The organism is Leifsonia sp. LS1, from assembly GCF_020521355.1.
In the GTDB taxonomy this organism is placed as follows: Bacteria; Actinomycetota; Actinomycetes; order Actinomycetales; family Microbacteriaceae; genus Leifsonia.
Window position 1 is genome coordinate 50,895 of record NZ_BPER01000012.1, and the last position, 24,568, is coordinate 75,462.

The window sequence follows — 24,568 nt, forward strand, 5'->3', positions numbered from 1 at the left end:
ACGGTGGGCGCATGTCGGACACCACGCGCACGGCCATGATCATCGGCGGCACGGGACAGATCGGATCCGCCGCGGCACGGAGACTGGCAGCGGACGGCTGGTCGGTGCTCGTCGCCCACCGCGGCGAGCACCACGGCGACACCGAGCTCACGGAGTACGACGTGACGAGCATCCGCCTCGACCGCGACGACACCGACGCGCTCGTCGAACGGGCGCGCGGACACGACCTGGTGCTGGACACTGTCGCGTACGAGCCCCGGCACGGGGAGCAGCTGGCCCGGCTCGCGGGGGATGTCGGCTCGCTGGTCGTCATCTCGACCGGCTCGGTCTACACGGGGCGCGACGGAGGCTACCTCGACACCGTCACCGGCCCGGAGGACTTCCCCGACTACCCGCTGCCGCTTCGCGAGACCGACCCGACCGTGGACAACGCCGAGCGCACTTACTCCCCGCTGAAAGCGGCCCTCGAGCGCACCCTTCTCGCCGTCGACGACCTTCCCGTCAGCATCCTGCGCCCGGGAGCCGTGTACGGCCCGTTCAGCCCGGCCCTGCGGGAGTGGTACTTCATCAAGCGGGCGCTGGACGACCGCGACCGCGTGGTGCTCTCCGACAGCGGCGCCAACCGCTTCAGCACCTCCTCGACCGTCAACATCGCCGAACTCGTGACGCTGTGCGCCGAGCAGCCGGGCAGGCGCGTGCTCAACGCGGTGGACGAGGACGGCTTCAGCGTCGCCGAGATCGCCCGGGCCGTCTACCGCGCCCTCGGCCGCGACGTGGAGGTGGACGCGTTCCCCGGACCTCCCCAGGACGGCGTCGGCGGCACCCCGTGGACCGTAGCGCATCCGCTGCTGCTCAGCATGGCGGCGGCGAAGGTCGAACTCGGCTACCGGCAGCAGGTCGGATACGCGGAGGCGGTCGCCGCCGCGGTCGACTGGGCGGTGCGCGAGGTGAAGGCCGCCGAGCGGAGGCAGGAGGACTGGACGAGCGCGTTCCCCGGGCTCGCCACGCGGGCGGCCGAGGACGGCTGGTTCGACTATGCGGCGGAGGACGCCTTCCTGGCGGCGCGCTGACCGCGGCGCGCCCCACCGAGGGGCATCAGAACACGTACTCCAGCAGATCGATGCCGACCGTGCGCAGCCCGTCGATCACGGTGAGACGGTCCTGCAGATCGGAATCGTCGAAGTAGGTCGAGACGGCATAGGTGACGCCCGCGCGCGGACCGCGCAGGACGCCGACCTCGCTGCGGACGCCGACATCGATGCCCGTCTTGTTGACCAGGAGGATGCCGTGCTCGGCGTGACGGTGCGCGTGCGGGTCGAGGCCGAACGCGCTCGACACCAACGAGAAGTCGCTGTTGAGCGACAGCCAGCCGATGACCCGCTGACTGGTCGCCGCATCCACGATCTCGCCCCGCGCGAGCGACGAGAACAGCCAGGTCAGCTCGTTCGCGCTGCCGACCGAGAGCTGCGGTGCGTCATCCGGACCGCGATGGTCGCGCACCAGGTCGAGGAGGGCGGTGCGCGTCAGGCCGAGAGCCTCCGTTCGGGCGCTCACCGCCTCCAGACCGACCCGGCGGAGGAGGACGTTGGTCGCCAGGTTGTCGCTCGTCGCGCCGACGAGGGCGGCGAGGTCGGTCACGGGGAGCGCAGGGACCTGCAAGTGCTGCCAGATCCCGGAATCGCCGGCGGCGTCCTGTGGCAGGCGGTCGAGCTGCGCGAGCGGGCTCAGCTGGCCCGACTGGAGGCGCGCGGCGACCTCCACCAGCAGCAGGACCTTGCCGATGCTCGCCGTCGGCATGACGACGTGATCGTCCACCGAGAACAGCACCGCGCCGGTGGTCAGGTCGGTCGCGCGCGCCGAGACCTGCACGCCCTGAAGGGCGAGCTGACCGAGGCTGTTGAAACTGCGCGAGAAGGCGTCGTCGGGTGCGGCCGGTCCCCGGTGGCGCGCCCGACGGGCGGTGGCGTGGCGCCGGCGGCGCTCGGACTCCTGGATCTGCATCGTCACGTGGTTCGGGTTTCTCCTGCGAGAGTGGTGCGGTTCGCGCGGTCCCCCCGAACCCGCGTGGGGTCGATGCTACCCCGATCAGGGGACACGTGCGTCACCGATCGGCGACGCACGCGCCGACCTCACCAGATGGTGACGCGCTCCTGCGGGTCGAGCCAGAGCGCGTCGCCCTCCGCTACACCGAAGGTGTCGTAGAAGGCGTCGATGTTGCGCACGATCTGGTTGCAGCGGAACTCGTTCGGCGAATGCGGGTCGATCGCGAGCAGGCGGATCACCTCGGCGTCCCGGCCCTTCTGCTGCCATGCCTGCGCCCAGGAGAGGAAGAACCGCTCCGCGCCGGAGAGGCCGTCGATCACGGGCGGCTCCTGGCCGTCGAGGGACAGCAGGTAGGCCTTCCACGCGATGCCGAGGCCGCCCAGGTCGCCGATGTTCTCGCCGATGGTGAGCGCGCCGTTCACGTGGTGCTCGGGCACCTGCGCCGGTGCCAGCGCGTTGTACTGCTCGATCAGGCTGCCGGTGCGCTTCTCGAAGGCGGCCCGGTCGGCGGCGGTCCACCAGTCCTCGAGCTTGCCGTCTCCGTCGAACTTGGAACCCTGATCGTCGAAGCCGTGGCCGATCTCGTGGCCGATGACCGCGCCGATCGCGCCGTAGTTGGCGGCGGCGTCGCGGCCCGCGTCGAAGAACGGGTATTGCAGGATGGCCGCCGGGAACACGATCTCGTTGAACCCGGGGTTGTAGTAGGCGTTGATCGTCTGCGGGGTCATGAACCACTCGTCGCGGTCCAGCGGCTTGCCGATCTTGCCGAGCTCGCGGTCGAACTCGAACAGCGCGGCGGCGCGCACATTGCCGACCAGGTCCGTCGCGTCGACCGGCAGCGCGGAGTAGTCGCGCCACTTCACCGGGTAGCCGATCTTCGGCGTGAACTTCTCGAGCTTGTCGAGTGCGCGGTCGCGGGTCTCCTCGCCCATCCACTCGAGCGTGCGGATGCTCCGGCGGTAGGCCTCGATGAGGTTCGCGACGAGGTCGTCCATCGCATCCTTCGCGGCCGGCGGGAAATGCTTCTCGACGTAGATGCGGCCGACGGCCTCCCCCATCGCCCCCTCGACCAGCGAGACGCCGCGCTTCCAGCGGGCGCGCATCTGCGGTGTGCCGGTGAGCGTGCGGCCGTAGAAGTCGAAGTTGGCGTCCACGAAGTCGCCCGGCAGGTACGGCGCCGCACCGTGGATGATCTGCCACGCGAGCCAGTCCTTCCACGACTCGAGCCGCGACTCGGTGAGCAGGCCGGCAACGCCGGACGTGAACGACGGCTGACGCAGCACGAGCTCCGAGAGGGCGCCCTCCGGAGCCCCCAGCGCGACGGCCCACTCGTCGAGGGAGGCCGCCGGGTCGCCTCCGCCTCCCGCGAACAGCGCCGCGGCGTCGGCCCAGCTGAACAGGTTGTAGGTCTTCTCCGAGTCGCGCGAGGTCACGTTGTCCCAGTGCTGGGCCGCGATCTCGGTCTCGAGGTCGAACACGCGCTGCGCTCGCGCCGGGGCGTCGTCGATCTCGGCCAGCTCGAACAGGCGCTGGATGTGGGCGACGAACGCCTCCCGCACCGGGGCGAAACGCTCCTCACGGAAGTAGGACTCGTCGGGCAGCGAGATGCCGCCCTGCTCGGCGAAGACGAGGTAGCGCTCCGGGTCGCCCGGGTCGTTGTCGACGAACAGCTGGTAGAAGCCGCCGACGCCGTGCCGCTCCAGCCGGCCCAGCGTCTGCAGCAGCTCGCCGATCGAGCTCACGTCGCTCGCGAGCGCCAGCTGGGCCTCGATCGGCCGGATGCCGAGCGCCTCCACCCGCTCCTCGTCCATGAAGCTGGCGAACAGGTCGCCGAACTTGCGCTCCTCCGTGCCCTCGGGAGCCGACTGAGCGGACTGGATGATCTCGCGGACCGCAGCCTCCGACTGCTCGGCCAGGACCATGAACGAGCCCCAACGCGCCTTGTCGTCGGGGATCTCGGTGCGGTCGATCCATTTGCCGTTGACGTGCCGGAACAGGTCGTCCTGCGGGCGGATCGTGGGGTCGAGTTCGTCGGAAGCGATACCGGAGGCGAGCGTCATGCCCACCAGCCTACGGCTCAGGCCGGGACGCGGGCCAGGGCGCGCAGGCGGCTCGCCGAGGTGAGGAAGAGCGCGGCGAGCACGGCCTGTCCGAGGATCGACACCCACCCGGAGAGGCTGCCGTACCCGGCGAACGAGAAGATCGCATTGGCCACCGCCGAGACGCCGTAGAGGGCGCCGAAGACCGCCGAGAGCAGCGGGCGGTTGGTCATCCGCCACCACGGCCGGGCGGCCTGCAGCGGCTCCCCCGGCCCCCGGAACACACGCGTCACGAGATACCACCCGGCGGTCTGCAGCACGGTGAGCGCGATCGACCCGATCTCGGAGTGCAGGGCGTCGAACAGGGAGATCAGCGCGAGGTCGACGGCGATCAGGACGGCGATGACGATCGCCTTCTGCTGGGGCGTGGTGAAACGCATGGGATCCCCCTGTGGTGCTGACGCCGGTGATGCCGGCGCGGTGCTGCCGGTGGTGCGTGCCCGTTCTGGCGGCGGGCGGTGGTGCTGGATCCAGTCTGGCCGACGCCCGGGCGAACCGCCGGGAGGCGGATCAGCGTGGGGCGGATCAGGGCTGCGAGGCCGCGCGCACGCCCTCCCACTCCCCGATCAGCTCGGGCAGCCTCGCCTGGAGGAAGCGGTAGAAGCCGGCCATGTCGCGGAGGCGCTCGGTGGCCGGGGAGTCCGGGTCGCCGACGGCGGCGAGGCCGACGTCCGCCTGGTCGGCGAGGGCGGCGTAGACGGGGCTGTTGCGGACCATGAGCGCGTACCAGTCGGAGGGGAGCTCGTAACGGTCGCGGCGGCTCGTGGACTGCGAGACGCGGCGGATGATGCCGAGGGTCTGGAGATAGCGGACGGCACCCGAGATTCCCGCCGCGCTGACGGCGAGGGTGTCGGCGAGCTCGGCGGCGGTGAGGCCGGGCTGCTCGGTCACGGTGAGAGCCATGAGCACACGCGCGGGCATCTTCGGGAAGCCCGCCGCGGCGAGGATGGCGGCGGAGTGCTCCCGCACGTCGGCGAGCGCGATCGGGTCCTTCGCCATGCCAGCTCCTATCCGATCGCGAGGTCTCGGCGGCGGATGAGCGCGGCGGCCGCGGCCACGGCCACGACCGCGATGCCGAACATCCAGTATCCCCCTGTCCAGTCCACGTCGCCGACGACCACGGGGGCGTCAGCGAAGGGCGAGAGGTGGCGGATCGGGTCGGGCAGGTCGATGAGTCCGCCGAAGATGCCGATGAAGGCGCCCAGACCGAGGGTCGCCCAGCCGACCGGGATGGTCCAGTCCGGGGCGATCACGAACACCAGTGCGAGCACCCCGAGGTAGACGAGGGCGACGGGGAGCTCGGCGGATGCGGCGACGAACGAGTCGCCGATGCGGGCGGCGTCCTCCCCCGCCGCCAGGGCCGAGAGGCCGGAGGCAAGGGCGGCCGCGACGAGGACGAGCACCACCGCGACGACCCCGACGAGCACGAACTCGAGCAGCCAGCGGACGCGCGAGACCGGGGTCGTGAGCACGGCCTCCGCCGTCCCCGCCGCCTCCTCCTGTCGCAGGCGGACGACGGACTGCACCGCGCAGGCCGCCGCGAGCACCCCGACGATCGAGAAGATCGCCGAGATGAAGAGCTGTGTGAGCGGACCGGACCCGCCCGCCCCGATCCGAGCGATGGCGGTGCGGATGTCGGAGAGACCCGGATCGTTCGCGATCGAGCTGCTGACCAGGGTCCCCAGCGCCCCCGCCAGGATGCCGGTGAACGCGCCGCCGACCGCCCAGCCGACGATGATCGGCCACTGCAGACGCCAGGCGAGTCCGAGGGGGCCGCGCAGCCACGGCCGCGCGTCACGCCTTCCCGCCCGTTCGGGGATGACGCCGGCCCCGGAGTCGCGCCCGGCTTGCAGGGAGAAGGTGACCGCGATCAGCACGGCGGCGAAGCCGAGCTGCAGCAGCAGCGGCCACCAGTCGGCCGTCGAGTACGGGGAGAACTGCTCGCCCCAGCCGATCGGGCTGAGCCAGCTGGGCCACGCGGCGACCAGGTGCGTCCCGTCGCCCGTCGGCGTACCGAGAGCGTCGCCGATCCCGCGCACCACGTACGCGAGCACCACCAGCGCCGCCGCGAAGCCGTTCGCGCCGCGGGAGGTGCTCATGATCTGCGCGAGCAGGAGGCCGACGGCCACGAACGTGATCCCGACCCCTCCCGTCGCGGCGCCCGCGGCGAACGATCCGCCCGCGGGCAGACCGGCGGCGATGAAGCCGAGCGCGACGATCAGGCCGAGCGCGATGTTCGCGAGGACCCCGTGCAGGACGGTCGCGACGGTCGGAAGCAGCCGTCCGGCCGGGGTGGAGCCGATCAGTTCCGCGCGACCAGACTCCTCCTCCGCCCGCGAGTGCCGCACAGCCAGGAACGTGTTCATCAGCCCGGCGAGCAGCGCGAGGAAGGTGTAGATCTCGAAGAACGTGACCGCCGCGAAACTCGTGCCGTCGGGCAGGCCACGTAGCAGCAGGACGGTCGGGTTCGCGATCGCGAGGCGCAGCAGCTCGGCGCGGCTGGTCGCATCCCCGTAGGTCTGCGCGATGGCGGCCGCCGAGAACGCGGCGAGCACCCCGATGCTCACGAGCCAGATGACGAGCTGCCACCGGTCACGGCGGAGGCGCTGGCGGAGGAGGGCCCGGAGCGTGCGCCCGCCGCCGGAGCCGGCGGCGGGGGCGGCGTCGTGGTGGGCGGCCGGACGGTCGGTCGCGGCGGCGGCGCTCATCGCGCGGTCGCCTCCTCCGTGTCGTAGTGGCGGAGGAAGAGCTCCTCCAGCGACGGCGGCGCGACCGTGAGGCTCTTCGCGTCCAGTCCGGCGAGGGCGCTGAGCACCGGCGGCAGAGCATCGCTGTCCGCGGTGAACGTCACGCGGCCGTTGTGCACGCGGAGGTCGTGGGCGTCCGGGATGCGCGCGAGCGCCTCCTCCGCCACCCCGTCCGCGGCGAACGACACCTCCGTACGCGTGAGGTGCCGCAGCTCCGCGAGGGTGCCGGACTCGACCGTCCGGCCGGCCCGGATGATGCTGACGCGATCGCACAGCTGCTCCACCTCGGACAGGATGTGGCTCGACAGCAGAACCGTCGCGCCCTCCCGGGCCACACGGGCGATCTCCGCATCGAAGGTCGCCTCCATCAGCGGGTCCAGGCCGCTCGTCGGCTCGTCGAGGATGTAGAGGTCGGCCGGCGTGGCGAACGCCGCGACGAGCGCCACCTTCTGCCGGTTGCCCTTCGAGTACGCGCGGCCCTTCTTCGTCGGATCGAGCTGGAAGACGTCGATCAGGCGCTTCTTGCGCTCCGCGTACGCGACACGATCGGCCGCACCCCCGCGCAGCCGAGACAACAGGTCGATCGCCTCACCGCCGGAGAGGTTCGGCCAGAGGCTCACGTCGCCCGGCACGTAGGCGATGCGACCGTGGAGCTCGACCGCGTCCTTCCACGGGTCGCGGCCAAAAACGGTGGCGGCGCCGCCGGAGGATCGCGCGAGCCCGAGCAGCACACGGATCGTGGTGGACTTGCCCGCGCCGTTCGGGCCGAGGAAGCCGTGCACCTCGCCCGCGGAGACACTGAGGTCGAGTCCGTCGAGGGCGTGCACGCGCCCGAATCGCTTCTCGAGCCCGGAGGCTCGGATCACCGTGTCCATGCGCGGAACTCTACGCTTGTTTCAGTAATTTGTGAAAAGTCCTTACGGATTACTCACGGCAGAGTCCCTCCGAGGGTCCGGGGAGAGGTGTGCGTGCCCGCCTCGGATCAGGTGCCGCAGTCGATCGCGTCGATGCTCGCGTACTGCAGGCTCGAGGCGTCGTACGGCACCGTGTAGATGTGCGGGGTGTCCGCGACCAGCGCCACGGTGTCGGTGAACTCCTCCACCGAGGCGCCCTCGTCGTCCTCGCTGAAGCCGACGGTGACCGTCGCGGCCGGGCAGTCCTGCGGCGACGTGAGCGTGAAGTCCCAGCCATCCTCGTTGTACTCCACCCGCACGCCGTCGACGACGTACTCACCGCCGCCGAACGCGCTCGACCCTCCTGCGGTGTCCCTGTACGGCGCGACCGGGTGCGCCGACCCCACGATCGCGACCACCGCCACCACCACCACGACGAGCAGCACCGCGAACCCGCCGAGAACCCAGCCGATGATCGCACCGGTCGACGGGCCGCGGCGGGGCGGGCCGTACGGCGGGTAGGGCGCGTACTGCGGATGTGGCGCGGGGAAGGGCGGCTGCCCGGCGTACGCAGGCGGCGCGGCGTAAGGAGGCTGCGCGGCGTACGGAGGCTGCGCGGCGTACGCAGGCTGCAGCGGGTACGCGGGGTGCGGAGGCTGTGGCATCGGGTACGGCTGCTGCGGTGCCTGCCAGTGTGACGCCGCCAGGAGGGCGTCTCGCGCGGCGGTGAGACGATCGCGGGCCACGGTGTCGGCGGCGGGTACGGCTCCGAGCCGGGCGGCGTAGGCGCCCTCGACCTCGTGCGTGGGGGCGGTCGGGCTCACTCCGAGGAGTGCCGCGGCCTCGGCGGGGCTCAGCATGGCTCGATGCTAGTGCCCGGTCGCGTCGCGCAGGAGGTCTCGCACCACCCCCGTGCGGGGCGCTCCCGCCGCACGGGTCCACTCCACCCCGGACGCTGTCAGCACCGGGCCAGGATGCGCTGCAGCGCCGCCCGCTCCGCGGGGACAACCCACAGCCCGTACTCGGCCTTCACGGCCACCTGACGCGACGCGTACGTGCATCGGTAGGACTTCGCGGGCGGGAGCCAGGTGGCGGCATTCCCCGCGCCCTTGCGCTGATTGGTGGGCCCGTCGACCGCCACGAGGTTGAGCGGGTCGTTCGCGAGGCGTTCCCGGGCCTCCGGGGTGAGCCGCTGAGCGCCCGTCCGCCACGCGTCGAGCAGCGGGACGACGTGATCGATCTGCACCCGCGCGGACGTGTCGACGCCGCGCTCGAAGGCGATGCGGGTACCGGTGTACGGATCGTCGAGGGTTCCCGACACGACGGTGCACGCGTCGCGCCGAACGACATCGGAGAGGTCGCGGGCCAGGATGTCGTCGCGCGTCGAGCAGCCGTTGCCGTCCACATCCAGCCACGCCTCGCCGAAGTCACCGACCCGGTCGTAGCCGGTCGCCGGGGCGCTGCCCTTGACCGGCAGCGCGGCGAGCAAGGCGCGCGCCTCCGCCGCACCCGGCACGCCCGCATCCCGGCCGGACGGGGACGCCGCGGTCGTCCCCGTTGCCGGTGCGTCCGCGGTCCGGGTCTCCGACGGAGCCGGCGCGTCCGGCCCCGTCGCGCCGTTCCCGGACATCACCGCATACCCGCAGAGCGCGAGCACGACAGCGATCGCCGTCCCCACCACGGTCGTCACGAGCCGGGCGGGGGATCGCCGCCGCGTCAACGGAGGCTGTCGCTCGGGATGCCGCGATGGAGGCCGCGGCCGCCCAGGTGGACGCCCGGACGCTCACTCGTGGCGATCTCACCCAGCTCGCGCATGACCCGGCCGTAGAACGGCGCTGCGGTGCTGTTGCGGTAGGCGCCCGGGTGCAGGTCGGCCTCGTTGCGGAGGCGGATCTCGGCCCGGGAGGCCTCGATCGGAGCGATGAGCTTGGCGCCGCTCCGATAGCGGATGAGCCGGTGCACCCATTCGTCGAGCATCTCCGGCAGACCGGCCGGGACGCGATCGTGCTCCGGCGCGAGCGAGACGCGGCCGCGGTCGGTCCCGGCGACGACCGCGTCATCGCCCTCGCGACGGCGGCGCTCCGTCGAGAGCACGGACAGCAGGTCGTCGCGGCGGTTCTGCTGCCGGGAGAGCACCTCCAGCGCATCGAGGGCGGCCGCGTACTCCTCCTCGTAGACCGCGTACGCCTCGGGCTGCGAGGCGCGATCGTTCACGAGGTCGCCGCGGGCGGTCGTCGCCTGCCCGCGACTGAGGATGGTGCGCCCGCTTCGCACGCGCTCCAAGCGCCAGGTCCAGGTGGCGAGGAGCTGCGGCATGAGGGTGCTCATGACTCCACTGTAGGAAGGTCCACCGACATCGGCTCGCCCGACACGACCGCGGCCTCCACCGGGCCGTCGAACCGGCTCGCGGCGCGGCGCACGGCGTCGTCGGGGCGCAGGCCGAGGGCGAGGTGCGTCAGCAGCAACCGGCGTGCGCCGGCCCGCGCGGCGAGCTCTCCGGCCTCCTCGGGGGTGAAGTGCACCGGCGCATCTCCGGGCTGCCGCACGTCTGTGCCGGCCTCGCTCACGAGCAGGTCGCAGCCCCGTGCCAGTTCGTCCAGCGCCGCACAGGGCGCCGAGTCGCCGGTGTAGACGAGGGAGGCTCCCGCCGCCTCCGCGCGCAGGGCGAACGCCGGTGCGTCATGACGCACGGCGGACCAGCGGAGGGAGAGGCCGCCGAACGCTCGTCCGCCGCCGTCGGAGAGCGGGTCGAAAGCGAAGACGCGGTCGAGTTCCGGTCCGGACGCGGGGCCGAGGAAGCCGGCGAGACGCCCGCGCACATCCCCCGGGGCGAGCACGGGCAGCCGTGCCGGTGCTCCCACGTCGCCGTAGCGGTAGGCGTAGAAGGCAGGAAGCAGGTCGGCGGCGTGATCCGCGTGGCCGTGCGAGATCCACGCGGCGGAGAGACCGGCCAGCGGAGCATGGCGCTGCAGTTCGGCCAGCGTGCCCGGCCCGGCGTCGATCCAGACCGCCGTACCGTCGTGCTCGAGCAGCATCCCGACGCAGGGCGCGCCGGGGAGCGGGTAGTGGCTGGAGACGCCGAGGGTGGTGAGCCGCATCGGGCGATCGTATCGGGAAGGGGTGTGGGGCACGGCAGGGCACGGCTGCGGTTCGGCAGCCGCGGCCTCCGCCTGCACCCGGGCGTCGTCGCAGCGCGCTAGCGTTGACGTCGCCGTGAAAGCCCTCCTCCGCCGCCCGGTCGACCGGGAGATCCTCCGCCTCGCCGTGCCTGCGCTCGGCTCGCTCGTCGCCGAGCCGGTGTTCCTGCTCGCCGACTCCGCGATGGTCGGCCACCTGGGCGTCTCCTCCCTCGCCGGGCTGGGCATCGCGAGCGCCGTGCTGCAGACGATCGTCGGGCTGATGGTGTTCCTCGCCTACTCCACGACGCCCGCCGTGGCGCGACGGCTCGGCGCCGGGGACGAACGCGGAGCGGTCGCCGCGGGCGTGGACGGCAGCTGGCTCGCCCTCGCGCTCGGCATCGTGCTGGCGGCGGCGGGATGGTTCGCCTCGCCCGCGCTGGTCGGCCTCTTCGGCGCGTCCGTCGATGTCTCCGCGCAGGCGACCCGGTACCTCGAGCTGTCGATGCCGGGGCTGCCGGCGATGCTGCTCGTCTTCGCGGCAACCGGTCTGCTGCGCGGGCTCCAGGACACCCGGACTCCGCTCGCCGTCGCCGTCGCCGGCTTCGCCGCCAACATCGTCCTGAACTACCTCTTCATCTACGTCGCCGGGTGGGGAATCGCCGGGTCCGCCGCCGGGACGGTCGCAGCGCAATGGGGCATGGTCGTCGTGTACGTCGTCGTGGTCGTCCGGCACGCGCGCCGGGTCGGCTCCCCGCTCCTCCCCCACCACGCGGGCATCGGCCGCAGCGCCCGCGCCGGCGGCTGGCTGCTGCTGCGCACCGCGAGCCTGCGCGCCGCCATGCTGCTCGCCGTCTTCGCCGCGACCCGGCTCGGTCCGGACGAGCTGGCGGCGTTCCAGGTGACGATGACCGTGTTCGCGACCCTCGCGTTCGCCCTCGACGCACTCGCGATCGCCGCGCAGGCACTGATCGGGAAGGGGCTCGGAGCGGGCGAGCTGGACGAGGTGCGCGCCGTGCTGCGCCGCTGCCTGCAATGGGGAGTCGGATCCGGCATCGTGCTCGGCGCCGCGACCGTGCTGCTCAGCCCCGTCGCGGCCGGCCTCTTCACGAGCGACGCGACCGTCGCCTCCCTCCTGCCCGTCTCACTCGCCCTGGTCGGGATCGGCGCACCGCTCGGCGGATACGTCTTCGTGCTCGACGGCGTGCTGATCGGCGCCGGCGACGCCCGCTACCTGGCCCTCACCGGCATCGCGAACGTCGCGGTCTTCGTGCCCCTGGCCCTCGCCGTCGTCACCTGGGCGGCGCACGACGCGAGCGGACTCGCCTGGCTCACGGCCACGTTCGTGTTCGGCTACCTCGGCGCGCGAGCGGTCACCCTCGGGCTGCGGGCCCACGGGCGGGTGTGGATGCGCGCCGGAGCGGACTAGCGGTCGCAGCCTCCCGCGCCCGGCGGATCCGGAGATCCCGCCGACACCCGTACGGGACTCCGTCCGCACGGAGAAGTGAGCGGCGCGGCGGCGCCGGACTCCGGAATCAGCCCAGCCACTCCCGCGCCGCCACCACCAGCGCGCGCACCCCGGTCGGGATGGTCGGCTGCGCGAGCGGGGCGAAGTGCGGCGAATGGTTGGAGGGGATGTCGGTGTCCACGGTCCCCGCCGCGATCGCGGCCCTGACCACCTGCGGGTCGCCGCCGCCGAGCATCCAGTAGACCAGCGGGGCTCCGACCGCGGTCGCGAGGTTGCCGACATCCTCGCTGCCCGAGAGCGCTCCCGGGTCGAAAAGGGCGTCCGCACCGAACTCGGTGACGAACGCCGCGTTGACCCGGGCCGTGGCGTCGGGCTCGTTGACGGTGACCGGGTAACGCTCGCCCCACTCCACGTCGGGCGCCTGCGGGGCCCCCGAGGCCTCCGACTCGGCACGCAGGATGCGGTCGACCGCGCCGAGCACGCGCTCGCGGACCTCCTCGTTGAAGCTCCGCACACTGATCCCCAGCGTCGCCTCGGCCGCGATGATGTTGTTCTTGGTTCCGGCGTGCAGGGTGCCGACGGTCACGACAGCGGTGTCCTGCGGCGCGATCTCGCGCGAGACGACGGTCTGCAGGCGCATGACCGCCGACGCCGCCATGACGACCGGGTCGATCGTCGTCTCCGGGCGCGACCCGTGGCCGCCGCGGCCGTGGAGGGTGACCTCCATCGTGTCGACCGCGGCCATCGCCGCACCCGAGTGGGCGCCGAGCATTCCCGCCGGCAGCGGGGTCACGTGCTGGCCGAGCACGACGTCCGGCGTCGGGACGAGGTCGTAGAGGCCGCTGTCGACCATGACCTGCGCGCCGCCGCCGTGCTCCTCGCCCGGCTGGAACACCGCGACGAGAGTGCCGGACCAGGCGTCCGTCGACCCGGCGAGCTCCTCCACCGCGCCGAGCAGGCAGGTGATGTGGATGTCGTGACCGCACGCGTGCATGACAGGCACCACCGTGCCGGTCTCGTCCTCCGTGGTGACGGTGGAGGCCCACTCGAGTCCGGTCTGCTCGCGGACGGGCAGCGCATCCATGTCGGCACGGAGCAGGACGACCGGCCCCTCGCCGTTGCGCAGGACACCGGCGACGCCGGTGCCGCCGATCCCGGTGTGCACCTCCACCCCGAGGGCGGTGAGGTGATCGGCGACGATCCCGGCGGTGCGGTGCTCGGCGAACGAGAGCTCGGGATGGGCGTGGAGATCGCGGTAGAGAGCCTCAAGATCCATACCCTCACCCTACGTGCACACGCATTCGTGGCGAATGCCGCGAGTGTGCGCTCCCCATTTGGACCAAATGCGGGGAATGGCGCCGGGAATCGCCACATTAGGTCCACATGTGCGGGGCGGGCGGCAGCGGCGGTCAGCGGCGGGCGGGGGCCGCCGTGGTGTTGCCCTGGTGGAACTCGGAGGTGAAGGACTCGGGACGCGTCTCGCGGCCCTCGAGCAGGTCGACGACGGTACGGCCCGCGGCACGGCCCTTGTCGACGGCGGGCTGGACGAGGGTGGTCAGGTCGTAGGGCCAGAGACCGTCGACGCGGACCCCGTCGAAGCCGACGACGCTGACGTCCCACGGCACCTCGAGGCCGAGCTCCTCGGCGGCGCGGATCACGCCGGCGGCGAGGAGGTCGCTCTGGGCGACGATCGCGGTGGGGCGCGTCTTCGGGTCGGAGAGGAGGGCGGCACCGGCGAGGCGCCCCTCCTCGACGAAGGAGCCGCGGGCGACCCAGCCTCCCGCCCCCGGGAAGACGTCGTGCACGCCGGCGAGCCGGTCGATCGCCGTGGTGGAGCTGGCGGCACGGGCGGTCGCGGCGGTGAAGGGGCCGCGCGCTCGATCACGCGTGAGCGGAAGGGCGACGACCGCGACCTCCCGGTGCCCGAGATCGTGGAGGTGCTGGGCGGCGATGCGGGTCGCCTCGCGGTTGTCCTGCCCGATGGTGGGGACTCCCGCCGCCGGGTCGCCCTCGATGGCGATGAGGGGGATGCCGCGCTGCCGGAGCGTCGCGACGGACTCGTCGAGGCGCGGGCTGCATCCGATGAGCACGACGGCGTCCATGGGGGCGTCCTCGATGCGCTGCGCCGCTTCACCGGCGTCGGTGAGGATGAGGAGGCCGGCGTCGATCGCCCCGATCTCCTCCGTGATGCCGTCGAGCAACGCGATCTTGATGGGGTCGCGGAAGGCGTCGCCGACGCGCTCCTCCATGACGACGCCCACGATGCCCGACCGGCCGCGCCGCAGCGAGCGCGCCCGAGGGTCGGGACCGGCGTAGTTGAGCTGCTTGGCGGCGGCGAGCACGCGGTCGCGTGTGGCGTCGGAGACGGGGCCGGTGCCCGAGAAGGCGAGCGACGCCGTCGAATTGGAGACGCCGGCGAGGCGGGCGACCGCGGCCAGCGTCGGCCGGGTCGCGGGGGCTGCGGTGCTGTCGTTCACGTGTGGTAGCTTAGTCGAATCGTTTCGATCGAAACGATTCGATGCCCCAAACCCGCAGGAACGCCGATGTCGCAGCCGACCCCGACCCCTCCCTCGCCCTCCGGCGCATCCGCCGGCCAGGCCTCACCCGTCAGCCCGGCGCGCAGCCGCCGCGGACTCGTCGCGTGGCGCAACGCCGTCTTCGCCATCTTCATCCTCAGCGGGCTCGCCACGGCGACCTGGGTGGCGCGCATCCCCGGTGTCCGCGACGACCTCGGGCTGGGCAAGGACCCCTCCGCGGTGGGCCTCCTCATCCTGGGCATGTCGGTCGGAGCGATCCTCGGCCTCATCGTCTCGTCTCCGGTGCTGGTCCGCTTCGGCCCGCACAAGGCGATGTTCGCCTCCCTCACCCTCGCCGCGGCCGGCATGGCCCTCCTCGGCCTCGGCTCGAGCGTGTTCCACGCCGTGCCGATCGTCGCGGTCGGCCTCGTGCTGCTCGGCTTCGGCAACGGCGCACTCGACGTGATGATGAACGTCGAGGGCACGGCCGTCGAGCGTGAGATCGGCAAGACGCTGATGCCCCTGATGCACGCGTGCTTCAGCCTGGGCACGGTCATCGGCGCGGGCCTCGGCGCCGCAGCGGCGGCCCTCCACATCGCCGTGGCCTGGCACCTGCTGGCCGTGGCCGTGGCGCTGGTGATCGGGATCGTGGTGGCCATCCGCTTCATCCCGCGCGAAGCCGACCTCGGCGACGAGGTGGGCGAGACGGAGCGCATCCCCTTCGGCGAGCGCATGCGTGCGGCGCTGTCGGTGTGGGCGGATTGGCGGCTCATCCTGATCGGCGTCGTCATGCTCGGCATGGCGTTCGGCGAGGGCTCGGCGAACGACTGGATCTCGCTCGCGGTCGTCGACGGCCACGGCCAGGCCAACTCGACCGGCGCCGTGGTGTTCGGCTGCTTCGTCGCCGCGATGACCGTCGGCCGCGTGGCCGGCGGGCCGATCGTCGACCGCATCGGCCGTGTCAGCGCCATCCGCATCACGGCCGGGATGGGTGTCATCGGACTCCTCTTGTTCATCCTGGGCGGTCCGATGTGGGTCGTCGTCATCGGCACGGTGCTGTGGGGCTTCGGCGTGTCCCTGGGCTTCCCGCTCGGGATGTCCGCGGCCGCCGACGGTGCGAGCAACCCGGCCGCGCGCGTGTCGGCCGTCGCGATCATCGGCTACTGCGCCTTTCTCGTCGGGCCCCCGGTCATCGGGTTCCTCGGCAAGGAGTTCGGCCTGCTGAACGCGCTCTACCTCATCCTCGCCCTGCTGCTCGCGTCGTTCCTCGCGGCTCCGGCGGTGCGCCCGCAGAAGGAACGCCGATCGGCCTGAGCGCAACGCCTATTCCGGAGTTCCCGCGCGCCACGCCGCTCAGTTCGCCGTTCGACCGGTGATTCCTCGCACACCGGAGCAGATCTCCGGAACTGCTGGCGGTGGGCGGTGGAGAGCAGGCGCGGGGACGCAGCGGGCGTCAGACGAAGGCGAGGCAGACAGGGGTGGGGACGGGGGAGGCGGCGAGGAAGCGCAGCGCGCGGGTGCGCGGGTCGAAGGCGAAGACAGTGACCTCGTCGCTGTCCTGGCAGGCCGCGAGCACACGGTCGCCCTCCGGCGCGATGACCAGATCGCGGGGGGAACGCCCCCGGGTGGCCTCCGTCGCGACCAGGACGGCGCGCGACACGTCGGCGTCGAACGAGAAGACCGCGATCGTGTCGTCGCCGCGATTGGTGGCGAGCACGGTGGAGCCGTCGCCCGTGACGCGGACGGCGGCCGGGAGGTTCTCGCCGGCGGCATCCGCGGCCCGGGTGGACACGGTCGAGACGCGCACGAAGCGGTCGCCGTCGCGCCGCAGCACGTCGAGGGTGCTGTCGAGCTCGTTCACGACGAAGGCGTGCCGGCCGTCGGGATGGAAGGCCAGGTGCCGGGGGCCGGCGGCGCCGGACGACAGGGTGGCCTCGGGGCGCAGCGCGAGCGCTCCTTCCTCGTCCAGGGCGTACCAGCGCACCTCTCCCAGACCGAGGTCGACCACGACGACGTCGCCGGTCTCGGGGTCGACACCGAGCTGGTGCACGTGCGGCGCCTCCTGGCGGGCGTCGTCCGGCCCGCGTCCCTCGTGCTGCACGAAGCCCGTGCGCGCGCCGATCGACCCGTCGCCGTCGAGGGCGAAGACGGAGACCGATCCGCCGCTGTACGTCCCCGCGATCAGCCGGCGCCCGGAGGGGTGGAGCGCGAGGTGCGCCGGATCCGCCCCTCCGCTGGACGTGCCGCCGAGCCCGGTCAGAACCCCGTCCTCCGAGCGCGCGAAGGCCACGACCTCCCCGTCCGGACCGGTCTCCGACACGGCGTAGACGCGCGAGCCGTCGTCGGTCGCCGCCACCCACGAGGGATTGCGGACGCGCGCGGCGACGGAGACCGCGGAGACCTCCGTCCCGTCGAACCGCGCCGCGAGGACTCCCTCCGCGTGACCGTCGACATGGGGGAGGCGCTCGGTGTAGGTGCCGATGAGGAGATCGTGGGGCATCCCCCCATCCTGCCAGGCATGCCCCGCCCGCTCCCCCGTAGGATGTTGCGGTGCGTCTCGTCATTGCCAACTGCTCCGTCGACTATGCCGGGCGCCTGAGCGCGCACCTCCCGCTGGCCAAGCGGCTGCTGATGCTCAAATCCGACGGCAGTCTGCTCGTCCACTCCGACGGCGGCTCGTACAAGCCGCTCAACTGGATGAGCCCGCCCTGCACGCTCGCGGTCATGGAGCCGGACGATCTGCAGCGGGAGGCCGGCGTCACCGAGGTCTGGCGGGTCACGCAGGCCAAGACCGCCGACATGCTGATCGTCTCCATACACGAGGTGCTGCACGATTCTGCGCACGATCTCGGCATCGACCCCGGCCTGCAGAAGGACGGTGTCGAGGCGCATCTGCAGAAACTGCTGGCGGAGCAGATCCACCTGCTGGGCGACGGGCACGTGCTCGTGCGTCGCGAGTACATGACCGCCATCGGCCCGGTCGACATCCTCGCGCGCGACGCGACCGGCGCCTCCGTGGCCGTCGAGCTCAAGCGGCGCGGCGACATCGACGGGGTCGAGCAGCTCACCCGCTACCTCGAGCTGATGAACCGCGACCCCCTCCTCGCCCCCGTCTCCGGTGTGTTCGCCGCCCAGGAGATCAAACCCCAGGCGCGCACCCTCGCCGAGGACCGCGGCATCCGCTGCGTGGTGCTCGACTACGACGCGATGCGCGGCCTCGACGACAGCGACAGCAGGCTCTTCTGATGGCGAACGCGCCCCGCTTCCCCCAGTCCTACGAGAACGCCCCGGTGCGCAAAGCGCTCGCGGACATCGCGGCGGAGCCGACCCTCCCCCACCTGGAGGCGCTGCTCGCGGCGGCCCTGAAGGGCGGGCTGGTCGTCGACGTGACCGGCTCCACGCCGCAGGACACTCGGCTGCGCACGATCAGCTCGACGACCGGGGAGCCCGTGCTCCCTCTCTTCACCTCGATGAAGGCACTGCGCTCGGCCGTCGGCCAGACGGCGGAAGGTGCGGGCACGACGGTGCAGGCGGTCATCGTGCCGGCGGTCGAGGCCCTCGGGTTCATCCGCACCGCGGAGTTCGTGGCCGTGCAGTTCGACCCCGGGTCGGAGCAGACGATGATCGTCGCCCGCTCCCACGTGGAGTCCGCTCTCGGCGACCGCTGAGCGAACGTACACACTGCACCAATACGATGGATGGGCTATGACCACCCCCATCACCCCCACCGTCACCCGGACGTGGACGTGCGTGCTGTTCGATCTCGACGGCACCCTGACCGACTCCGCTCCGGGCATCACCGGCTCTCTCGTGCGCATGTTCGAGGAGCTGGGCCGCCCCGTCCCCACCCCCGCCGAGCTCGTCGAGTACGTCGGGCCGCCGCTGCTGCACTCGCTCGAGAAGTTCGCCGGCATGGACGAGGCCGAGGCGCGCGCCGCTCTCGCCGTCTACCGCACGTACTACGCCGAGCACGGCGCCTTCGACAGCGCCGTCTTCCCCGGGATCCGCGGGCTGCTCGAGCACCTGCACGCCGCGGGCATCCCCCTCGCGGTCGCGACCAGCAAGCCGGAGTCACAGGCGATCCGCATCCTGGAGCACTTCGGTCTGGCAGCGTTCTTCACGGTGATCACCGGCGCGACCGAGGACGAGTCCCGCAGCGCCAAGGCGGACGTCGTCGAGGAGGCCCTGCGCCGCCTGACCGACGCGGGAGTCGCGCTCGACCACACGGTGATGGTCGGCGACCGGCAGTACGACGTGGAGGGCGCGGGCGCCCACGGGCTCCCGACCATCCTCGTCGAGTGGGGCTACGGCTCACCCGCCGAGGCCGCGGGCGCCATCGCCGTCGTGCACTCTGCGGACCAGCTGCGGCGGCTCCTGCTCGGCTGAGTGGTTCCACAGGCCGTCGGGCCGGGAGTGTCACAGGGGCGCGAGTAGGCTGGAGTGCTGTAACACCGCACCATATACAGCACTAGGAAAGATCATGCGCACCCGCACCACTCTGTTCGTCCCCGCCGCCCTCGTCGCGGCCCTCTCCATCGCAACCCTCGCCGGATGCTCCAGCTCCGGATCGGACTCCTCGTCCACTCCGAGCGCCTCGCAGACGCAGGCCTCCGTTTCGCTCCCGTCGGACTTCCCGAAGAGCGACGTCCCCCTCGTCGACGGCCAGATCGTCGTCGCCCGCGGCGACAAGGTCAACGGCTGGTCGGTCACCGTCCAGCCCACCACCAAGACCGGCTTCGCCGACGCGACGGCCGCTCTGGAGAAGGCCGGCTACACCAAGCAGGCCGGCTCGACGGACTCGAAGGCCATCTACACCGATGACAAGTACACCGTCGCCGTGGGCACCCCCGGTGTCTCGGTGACGTACACCATCACCGCGAACTAGGCTCCGCGCCTTCTCGCCCCCGGACCGCCGGCCGCCTCGCGCGCCCGGCGGTCCGTCGTCTCCGCCCTCGAGCACGCAGAGAGTTCGTGGAGTCGGCGGTTTCCGGCGGTCGGGAGGCGGTTCGGGCTCAAGAGTCGATGATGCGGACGAGCTCGTCGATGAAAGCGGTGAAGGTGTCGGCACGGCGGATCAGTCCCAGTACGGCCTCCCGGTCGCCGAAGACTTCGACGAACTGGTCGAAGACCGTCTGGAAGGAGGCGCGGCCTCCGGCGTCGAAGGCGATGAAGGCGATCACGTTGACGCGTGCGTCGCCCCAGTCCATCGCCGTGTCGTTGACGACGATCGCGATCGCCGTGCGCTTCGCGCTCATCGTCATCGCGTGCGGGACCGCGAGGGAGTCGGTGAAGGCCGTCGACGACATCTGCTCGCGCTCGATCGTCTGGTCGACGTAGTCCTGATCGATCGCACCGACGGCCATCATGCGGTCGCCGAGCGCGCGGATCATCGTGATCGCGTCGCGCGCGTAGAAATTGCGCAGGAACAGCCGCTCATCGAAGTACTCGAGCAGATCGTTCTTGATGCGTGCGCGACGGCGCTGGCGGCGGATGCGGGCGACGGCCTGCCGGATGTGCTCGACATCCGTCTCCGTCACGAAGGGCTGCACGATGACCGCGTTCTCACGCCGGCCGCGCGGATCGATCGTCGTCAGCACGAGGTCTGCGTCGATCGCGGCCCAGTCCGCGTCCGCCGACGTGATCACGCTCGTGACGTCGAGCTCATCGCCGAGGGCGCTCTCGAGCCGTTCCCGCAGCAGGATGTGCATGTCGTAGTAGTTGGGGCAGACCACCGCGCAGGTGACCGCGTCGCGTCGACGGGATTGCTGCTCCAGGTAGGCGCCGACGTGCATCGCGATGTACGCGATCTCGTCGTCGTTGACCTCGATGCCCTCGGCCGCCTGCAGCCGGCTGGCGATGTAGACCGCCAGCTCGTAGATCATCGGGTAGGAGCTCTTGATGGATCGCGTCAGCGGATTCCGCGAGTACGACTTCTGGTGAGCGCGCGCGACGAGGTTCTGCACGTGGAGCGTGAGCCGCACGATGAAGTTCTCGTCGCGCAGGTCGACCAGATACTCGGTGGAGGCGCGCGCCACGATGCCGCGCACGACCTCCAGGTCGGCCTCGCTCACGAACTCCTCGACCGTGTCGCGCCCGGCGGCCGGTGCGATGACGCGCGTGCGGAGCAGGATGGCGAGGTAGCGCAGCTCCGTCGGGTCGAGCGCCACGTCGAAGTGTGTGTCGACCAGCCCGCCGAGGTCGTCGGCGAGCGAGCGGATGGCCTCGCTCGTCTCCGGGTCGCCGACCGCCGGGAGCACGCGATCCTTCGCGACACGGTCGAGGGCCACCGCCATGTGCAGCAGCACGTCGTTGATGCCGTACTCGTTGACGAAGAAGCCCCGGGCGTCGAGCATCGCCACGAGGTCGGATTTGAAGGCGCCCAGGCCGCTGGAGGAGAACGCCTCCTGGATGCGCGCGATATCGACGACGCCCTGGCGCATCTCGTCGCGGAAGAGGCGGCTGATCAGCTTGCGCCGGGCGATCTCCGGGCCGGTGAGGAGCACGACAGGACCCTGCCGGTGCAGGGCGAGTTCGGTGTCCGCGAGGATGCCCCGCAGCCGCGTCAGATCGGATTCGATGGTCGATTCGCTCACGAAGAGGCTCTCCGCCGCCTCATAGACGTCCACGCCCTCCGGCTCGTCGAGCAGACGACGGGCGAGGAACACGAGGCGCTCCTGCGGGGAGCCGAAGCCGGGGCCGGGGTCTCCGGAGCCGGAGTCGTCGAGGTGGGCGGCGTAGGCCTCCTGCCGCACCCGGTACCCGCTGGCGCCCGACTCCACGAGCTCGCCGAGCGCCGCGGCGTAGGTGCGGATGCTGCGCGTCGTGACGCCGAGGTCGTGGGCGAGCTCCGCCGCGGTCACCCAGGCAGCGCGGCGCGCAAGGATGTCGAGCATCCTCGTCTGCTGTGCCGAGAGCGCCACCGGAGACCACCTTCCTGGACCGAGTCAACCACGAGCACATCGATCCGGGTCGTCGCCCCCAGGAAATCTTCCGCCCCCCCGGAAGTGCGGCCCGGGGAGGTCGTGGGTCCCGGCGCGCGGGAAGGGGCCGCACCCGATGGATGCGGCCCCTTCCTGCGGCGGGGCTACGCCTGCTCGGCGCGTCGGCGGCGCACGATGAGCAGCACCGCTCCGGCGAGGAGGCCGGCCAGCGCGACGATGCCGGCGCCGCTCGCGATGGTGGACCCGGTCTGCGCGAGCACGTCAGGGCCCGTCGCCGCGGGAGCCGTCGGTGGCTGGGGCTGCGCAGGAGGCTCGGGCCGCTCCGGCGTCGCCGGCAGCTCCGGCCCCTCGGGCTGTTCCGGGTCCAGGCCGACCATCGGCCGGACCTCGACGATCACCGTCGCCGAAGCGCGCTGCCCGACGGCGTCTGCGATCGTGTACTCGAAGGTCGCCGTGCCGGCGAATCCGGTCACCGGAACGAACGTGATCGTGCCGTCGTCGTTCAGCGTCACCACTCCATGCTCGCTCTGGTCGACCGCGGTGACCGCGATGTCCTCGCCGGTGTCGTTGTCCAGCACCGGGATGGTGACCGCCGTCGCGTAGGAGGTCGATGCGGTGTCGTCGCTCGCGGTCGGCTTGGCCGGCGCGGGTGACACGGCAACCGAGGCGGTCGACGGGAGCACCGGCGCGAGGAGGGCGGAGCCCGTCAGGTCGAATGCCGCCGCACCCTCTTCGGTGAGGACCACCTGGAAGGTCACGGAGGTGGAGCCTCCGCCGACGACCACGCCGACGATCGGGATCGCGAGCGTGCGGTCCGACTGGATGGCCGGCCCGGACGCGCCGACGACGGAACCCTCGACGTAGACCGCCCCGCGCGGCAGCAGCACCTCGAGGCTCTGCGTCATCACGTCGATGGCGTTGTCCGCGTTGCTGACGTCGACGGCGACCGTGACGGTCGACCCCGCGCGAACCGAGGTCGCGTCCGGCGTGATGGTGGTCGGAAGGGCCCGGATGTTCATCGGGGAGAAGTTGGTGAGCATCGACGCGGACGCGGATCCGCCCGCCGGCACGGAGAGGTTCCAGGAGAGCGCCATACCGTTGTCCTGAGCGAGGCTCGGCGAGGCGAGCAGGTCGGGCAGCGACTGCTTCGCAGCGATGCGGGACCACACCTGGCGGTAGTGGCCGTAGAAGTACGACGACCCGGGGGTCTGCGGGATGAACTGTTCGATCCGTGCCGCGTCGCCGAGACTGGACGTGCAGGTCACGGCGCCCGTCGCAGCGGAGTGGTCGCCGTATCCCTGATCGTTGTCGCCGAGGTAGCAGTCGGCTCCGTGGAAGAGCACGGCATCGTGCGCCCCTCCGTCCAGCGACGAGATCGTCGTGGTGGTCGCGTAGTAGTTGTCTCCGGTGACATAGCTGTCGACTTGCGTGATCCGCAGCACCGCTGGGCCCGCGCTGCTCCGTGCGTCCGCGACCGTCGTGACCGCGAACGGATCTCTCCGCGAGCCGGAACCGGTCATGGTCTGTTCGACGGGCACGACCGGGATGGTCTGTGCTGCCACGTCGCCACCGGCCGGGATGACGCTCGGCCCGGCGAGTACCCGCTCGGCGCCCTCGCCGAAGGCGACGAAGGTCCCGCACGCGGTTCCGTCGAAGAATGACCCGTGCGTGTCGCCGGCGTAGTCGACGGCGCAGTTGAGGTCGGGAGTGATCCGCACGGAGGTGAGCGGCCCGGCCGTGGAGATCGTCTGATCGGCCAGGGCGGCGGAGGGTGCGGTCAGAGCGAGGACGGCTGCGGCCGAGACCGCGGCGACGGTCCTCCCGGCTGCACGGCGGCCACGGCGAGCGTGACGGTACTGAGGTCTCGGAAAAAGGGGCATGATGTCCCAACCTGGCCACCGGTGACCCCCGTCTCCGGAGTGCTCGCCAACATCCCGAAACCTGAGCCCCCGGTTTCCGTAGTCCGCAATGCATACCCGCGACCGTCGCGCGCCTCCGCTTCCGCACCCCCGGAAGAAAGGCTGCTGGAAGGATCCCGCGAACCGGGCGAACATGGCAGACGATCCATCCGCTCCACCCAGCAACACTGCGTTACCGAAAGGCACAGGTCGATGAAGATCGTCGTCGTCTGCGGTGCGGGAGCCTCGAGCACCTTCGTCGCCGTCAAGCTCCGCAACGCCGCGGCCGCTCGCGGCATCACAGCGACCGTCGAGGCCGGGAGCGTCTCCCAGCTCGACTCTCTGACCGGCGTGGACGTCGTCCTCGTCGGGGCGCACCTGGAGGCCTCCGTGCCCGCGCTGCGCGAACGCGCCGCCGCCGTGGGCACCGCGGTCGCCGTGCTCCCGCCCATCTCGCCGGCGGCCCTCGACGGCGCACAGGCGCTGGACCTGGCTCTCGGCGCCGGGGCGGCGGCACTATGAGAGCACGAGCGATCCTCCCGGAACCCCGGGGCGACGAACCATCGAAGGAGAACACACATGGCTGAGCGGATCATCACCGTCGGATCGAGCCACGGACTGCACGCGCGACCGGCGAAGCTCTTCGTCGAGGCGGTCAACAACTCCGGCGCGAAGGTGCAGCTCTCGAAGGAGGGCGGCAAGACCGTCGACGCCGGCAGCATCCTCGGCGTCATCTCCCTGGGCATCGACCACGGCGACAAGATCGTCCTCACCACCGACGCGCCCGACGCGGACGCGGTGCTCGACGACCTCGCGGACATCCTGACCACAGACCACGACGCCTGAT

General features: G+C 71.8%; 24 protein-coding genes. 9 read left to right on the top strand and 15 right to left on the bottom strand.

The window, feature by feature from the left end; all coding sequences use genetic code 11:
* The first annotated feature begins 11 nt into the window (after window positions 1–11).
* Entirely contained in the window at window positions 12–1,070 is a 1,059-nt protein-coding gene (locus tag LLS1_RS17550) for an NAD-dependent epimerase/dehydratase family protein (RefSeq protein ID WP_226657558.1), read from the top strand.
* A gap of 25 nt (window positions 1,071–1,095) precedes the next feature.
* Here LLS1_RS17550 and LLS1_RS17555 read toward each other — a convergent pair whose 3' ends face one another.
* The 10 genes from LLS1_RS17555 to LLS1_RS17600 form a co-directional block, all read right to left on the bottom strand.
* The gene (locus tag LLS1_RS17555; protein WP_223358889.1) at window positions 1,096–2,007 is read right to left on the bottom strand and encodes a serine hydrolase; all 912 of its coding nucleotides are present in this window, start codon (window positions 2,005–2,007) and stop codon (window positions 1,096–1,098) included.
* A 122-nt stretch (window positions 2,008–2,129) separates the two neighbouring features.
* Complete coding sequence (locus tag LLS1_RS17560) at window positions 2,130–4,103, bottom strand: M13 family metallopeptidase (RefSeq protein WP_226657560.1); 1,974 nt, start codon at window positions 4,101–4,103, stop codon at window positions 2,130–2,132.
* Window positions 4,104–4,120: 17 nt separating this feature from the next.
* The gene (locus tag LLS1_RS17565) at window positions 4,121–4,522 is read right to left on the bottom strand and encodes a hypothetical protein (protein WP_226657562.1); all 402 of its coding nucleotides are present in this window, start codon (window positions 4,520–4,522) and stop codon (window positions 4,121–4,123) included.
* 145 nt (window positions 4,523–4,667) lie between these two features.
* Window positions 4,668–5,141 carry a GbsR/MarR family transcriptional regulator gene (locus LLS1_RS17570; protein WP_226657564.1) on the bottom strand — a complete coding sequence of 158 codons (474 nt, stop codon included), beginning with the start codon at window positions 5,139–5,141 and terminating at the stop codon, window positions 4,668–4,670.
* Window positions 5,142–5,149: 8 nt separating this feature from the next.
* Entirely contained in the window at window positions 5,150–6,850 is a 1,701-nt protein-coding gene (locus tag LLS1_RS17575; protein WP_226657566.1) for an ABC transporter permease, read from the bottom strand.
* A complete protein-coding gene (locus tag LLS1_RS17580; RefSeq protein ID WP_226657568.1) occupies window positions 6,847–7,764 on the bottom strand; it encodes an ABC transporter ATP-binding protein in 918 nt (305 codons plus the stop codon). Before LLS1_RS17580 ends, LLS1_RS17575 begins: the two co-directional genes overlap by 4 nt.
* Window positions 7,765–7,871: 107 nt before the next feature.
* A complete protein-coding gene (locus LLS1_RS17585; RefSeq protein ID WP_226657570.1) occupies window positions 7,872–8,642 on the bottom strand; it encodes a hypothetical protein in 771 nt (256 codons plus the stop codon).
* A 98-nt stretch (window positions 8,643–8,740) separates the two neighbouring features.
* Entirely contained in the window at window positions 8,741–9,472 is a 732-nt protein-coding gene (locus tag LLS1_RS17590) for an HNH endonuclease family protein (RefSeq protein ID WP_226657571.1), read from the bottom strand.
* Window positions 9,473–9,498: 26 nt separating this feature from the next.
* The gene (locus tag LLS1_RS17595; protein WP_226657573.1) at window positions 9,499–10,110 is read right to left on the bottom strand and encodes a hypothetical protein; all 612 of its coding nucleotides are present in this window, start codon (window positions 10,108–10,110) and stop codon (window positions 9,499–9,501) included.
* Entirely contained in the window at window positions 10,107–10,880 is a 774-nt protein-coding gene (locus LLS1_RS17600; RefSeq protein WP_226657575.1) for an MBL fold metallo-hydrolase, read from the bottom strand. Before LLS1_RS17600 ends, LLS1_RS17595 begins: the two co-directional genes overlap by 4 nt.
* Before the next feature lie 115 nt (window positions 10,881–10,995).
* Here LLS1_RS17600 and LLS1_RS17605 point away from each other — a divergent pair, with 115 nt between their 5' ends.
* Window positions 10,996–12,327 carry an MATE family efflux transporter gene (locus LLS1_RS17605; RefSeq protein WP_226657576.1) on the top strand — a complete coding sequence of 444 codons (1,332 nt, stop codon included), beginning with the start codon at window positions 10,996–10,998 and terminating at the stop codon, window positions 12,325–12,327.
* 106 nt (window positions 12,328–12,433) lie between these two features.
* On the opposite strand, the gene LLS1_RS17610 is transcribed toward LLS1_RS17605, so the two are convergent.
* Window positions 12,434–13,642: an amidohydrolase gene (locus LLS1_RS17610; RefSeq protein WP_226657577.1), complete on the bottom strand. Its 1,209-nt coding sequence runs from the start codon at window positions 13,640–13,642 to the stop codon at window positions 12,434–12,436.
* 133 nt (window positions 13,643–13,775) lie between these two features.
* The gene (locus LLS1_RS17615) at window positions 13,776–14,843 is read right to left on the bottom strand and encodes a LacI family DNA-binding transcriptional regulator (protein ID WP_223358878.1); all 1,068 of its coding nucleotides are present in this window, start codon (window positions 14,841–14,843) and stop codon (window positions 13,776–13,778) included.
* A gap of 66 nt (window positions 14,844–14,909) precedes the next feature.
* Between LLS1_RS17615 and LLS1_RS17620 the strand changes: the two genes are divergently transcribed.
* Entirely contained in the window at window positions 14,910–16,196 is a 1,287-nt protein-coding gene (locus tag LLS1_RS17620) for an MFS transporter (RefSeq protein ID WP_226657579.1), read from the top strand.
* A 139-nt stretch (window positions 16,197–16,335) separates the two neighbouring features.
* Here LLS1_RS17620 and LLS1_RS17625 read toward each other — a convergent pair whose 3' ends face one another.
* The gene (locus tag LLS1_RS17625; protein WP_226657581.1) at window positions 16,336–17,382 is read right to left on the bottom strand and encodes a lactonase family protein; all 1,047 of its coding nucleotides are present in this window, start codon (window positions 17,380–17,382) and stop codon (window positions 16,336–16,338) included.
* A 50-nt stretch (window positions 17,383–17,432) separates the two neighbouring features.
* Here LLS1_RS17625 and nucS point away from each other — a divergent pair, with 50 nt between their 5' ends.
* From nucS to LLS1_RS17645, 4 genes are all read left to right on the top strand, one after another.
* Window positions 17,433–18,128, top strand: a complete 696-nt coding sequence (nucS, locus tag LLS1_RS17630) for an endonuclease NucS (RefSeq protein ID WP_226657583.1) — start codon at window positions 17,433–17,435, stop codon at window positions 18,126–18,128.
* A complete protein-coding gene (locus tag LLS1_RS17635) occupies window positions 18,128–18,550 on the top strand; it encodes an SseB family protein (protein ID WP_226657585.1) in 423 nt (140 codons plus the stop codon). Before nucS ends, LLS1_RS17635 begins: the two co-directional genes overlap by 1 nt.
* Window positions 18,551–18,587: 37 nt before the next feature.
* Window positions 18,588–19,268, top strand: coding sequence for an HAD hydrolase-like protein (locus LLS1_RS17640; protein ID WP_226657586.1), 681 nt, complete (start codon window positions 18,588–18,590; stop codon window positions 19,266–19,268).
* Between the two features lie 94 nt (window positions 19,269–19,362).
* Complete coding sequence (locus LLS1_RS17645; protein WP_223358872.1) at window positions 19,363–19,767, top strand: hypothetical protein; 405 nt, start codon at window positions 19,363–19,365, stop codon at window positions 19,765–19,767.
* 127 nt (window positions 19,768–19,894) lie between these two features.
* On the opposite strand, the gene LLS1_RS17650 is transcribed toward LLS1_RS17645, so the two are convergent.
* Together LLS1_RS17650 and LLS1_RS17655 are read right to left on the bottom strand one after the other, a co-directional pair.
* Window positions 19,895–21,802, bottom strand: a complete 1,908-nt coding sequence (locus LLS1_RS17650; RefSeq protein WP_226657588.1) for a transcription antiterminator — start codon at window positions 21,800–21,802, stop codon at window positions 19,895–19,897.
* 164 nt (window positions 21,803–21,966) lie between these two features.
* The gene (locus LLS1_RS17655) at window positions 21,967–23,703 is read right to left on the bottom strand and encodes an Ig-like domain-containing protein (RefSeq protein WP_226657590.1); all 1,737 of its coding nucleotides are present in this window, start codon (window positions 23,701–23,703) and stop codon (window positions 21,967–21,969) included.
* 231 nt (window positions 23,704–23,934) lie between these two features.
* Between LLS1_RS17655 and LLS1_RS17660 the strand changes: the two genes are divergently transcribed.
* Complete coding sequence (locus tag LLS1_RS17660; RefSeq protein ID WP_226657592.1) at window positions 23,935–24,243, top strand: PTS sugar transporter subunit IIB; 309 nt, start codon at window positions 23,935–23,937, stop codon at window positions 24,241–24,243.
* A gap of 57 nt (window positions 24,244–24,300) precedes the next feature.
* Entirely contained in the window at window positions 24,301–24,567 is a 267-nt protein-coding gene (locus LLS1_RS17665) for an HPr family phosphocarrier protein (protein ID WP_223358868.1), read from the top strand.
* The last annotated feature ends 1 nt before the right edge of the window (window position 24,568 follow it).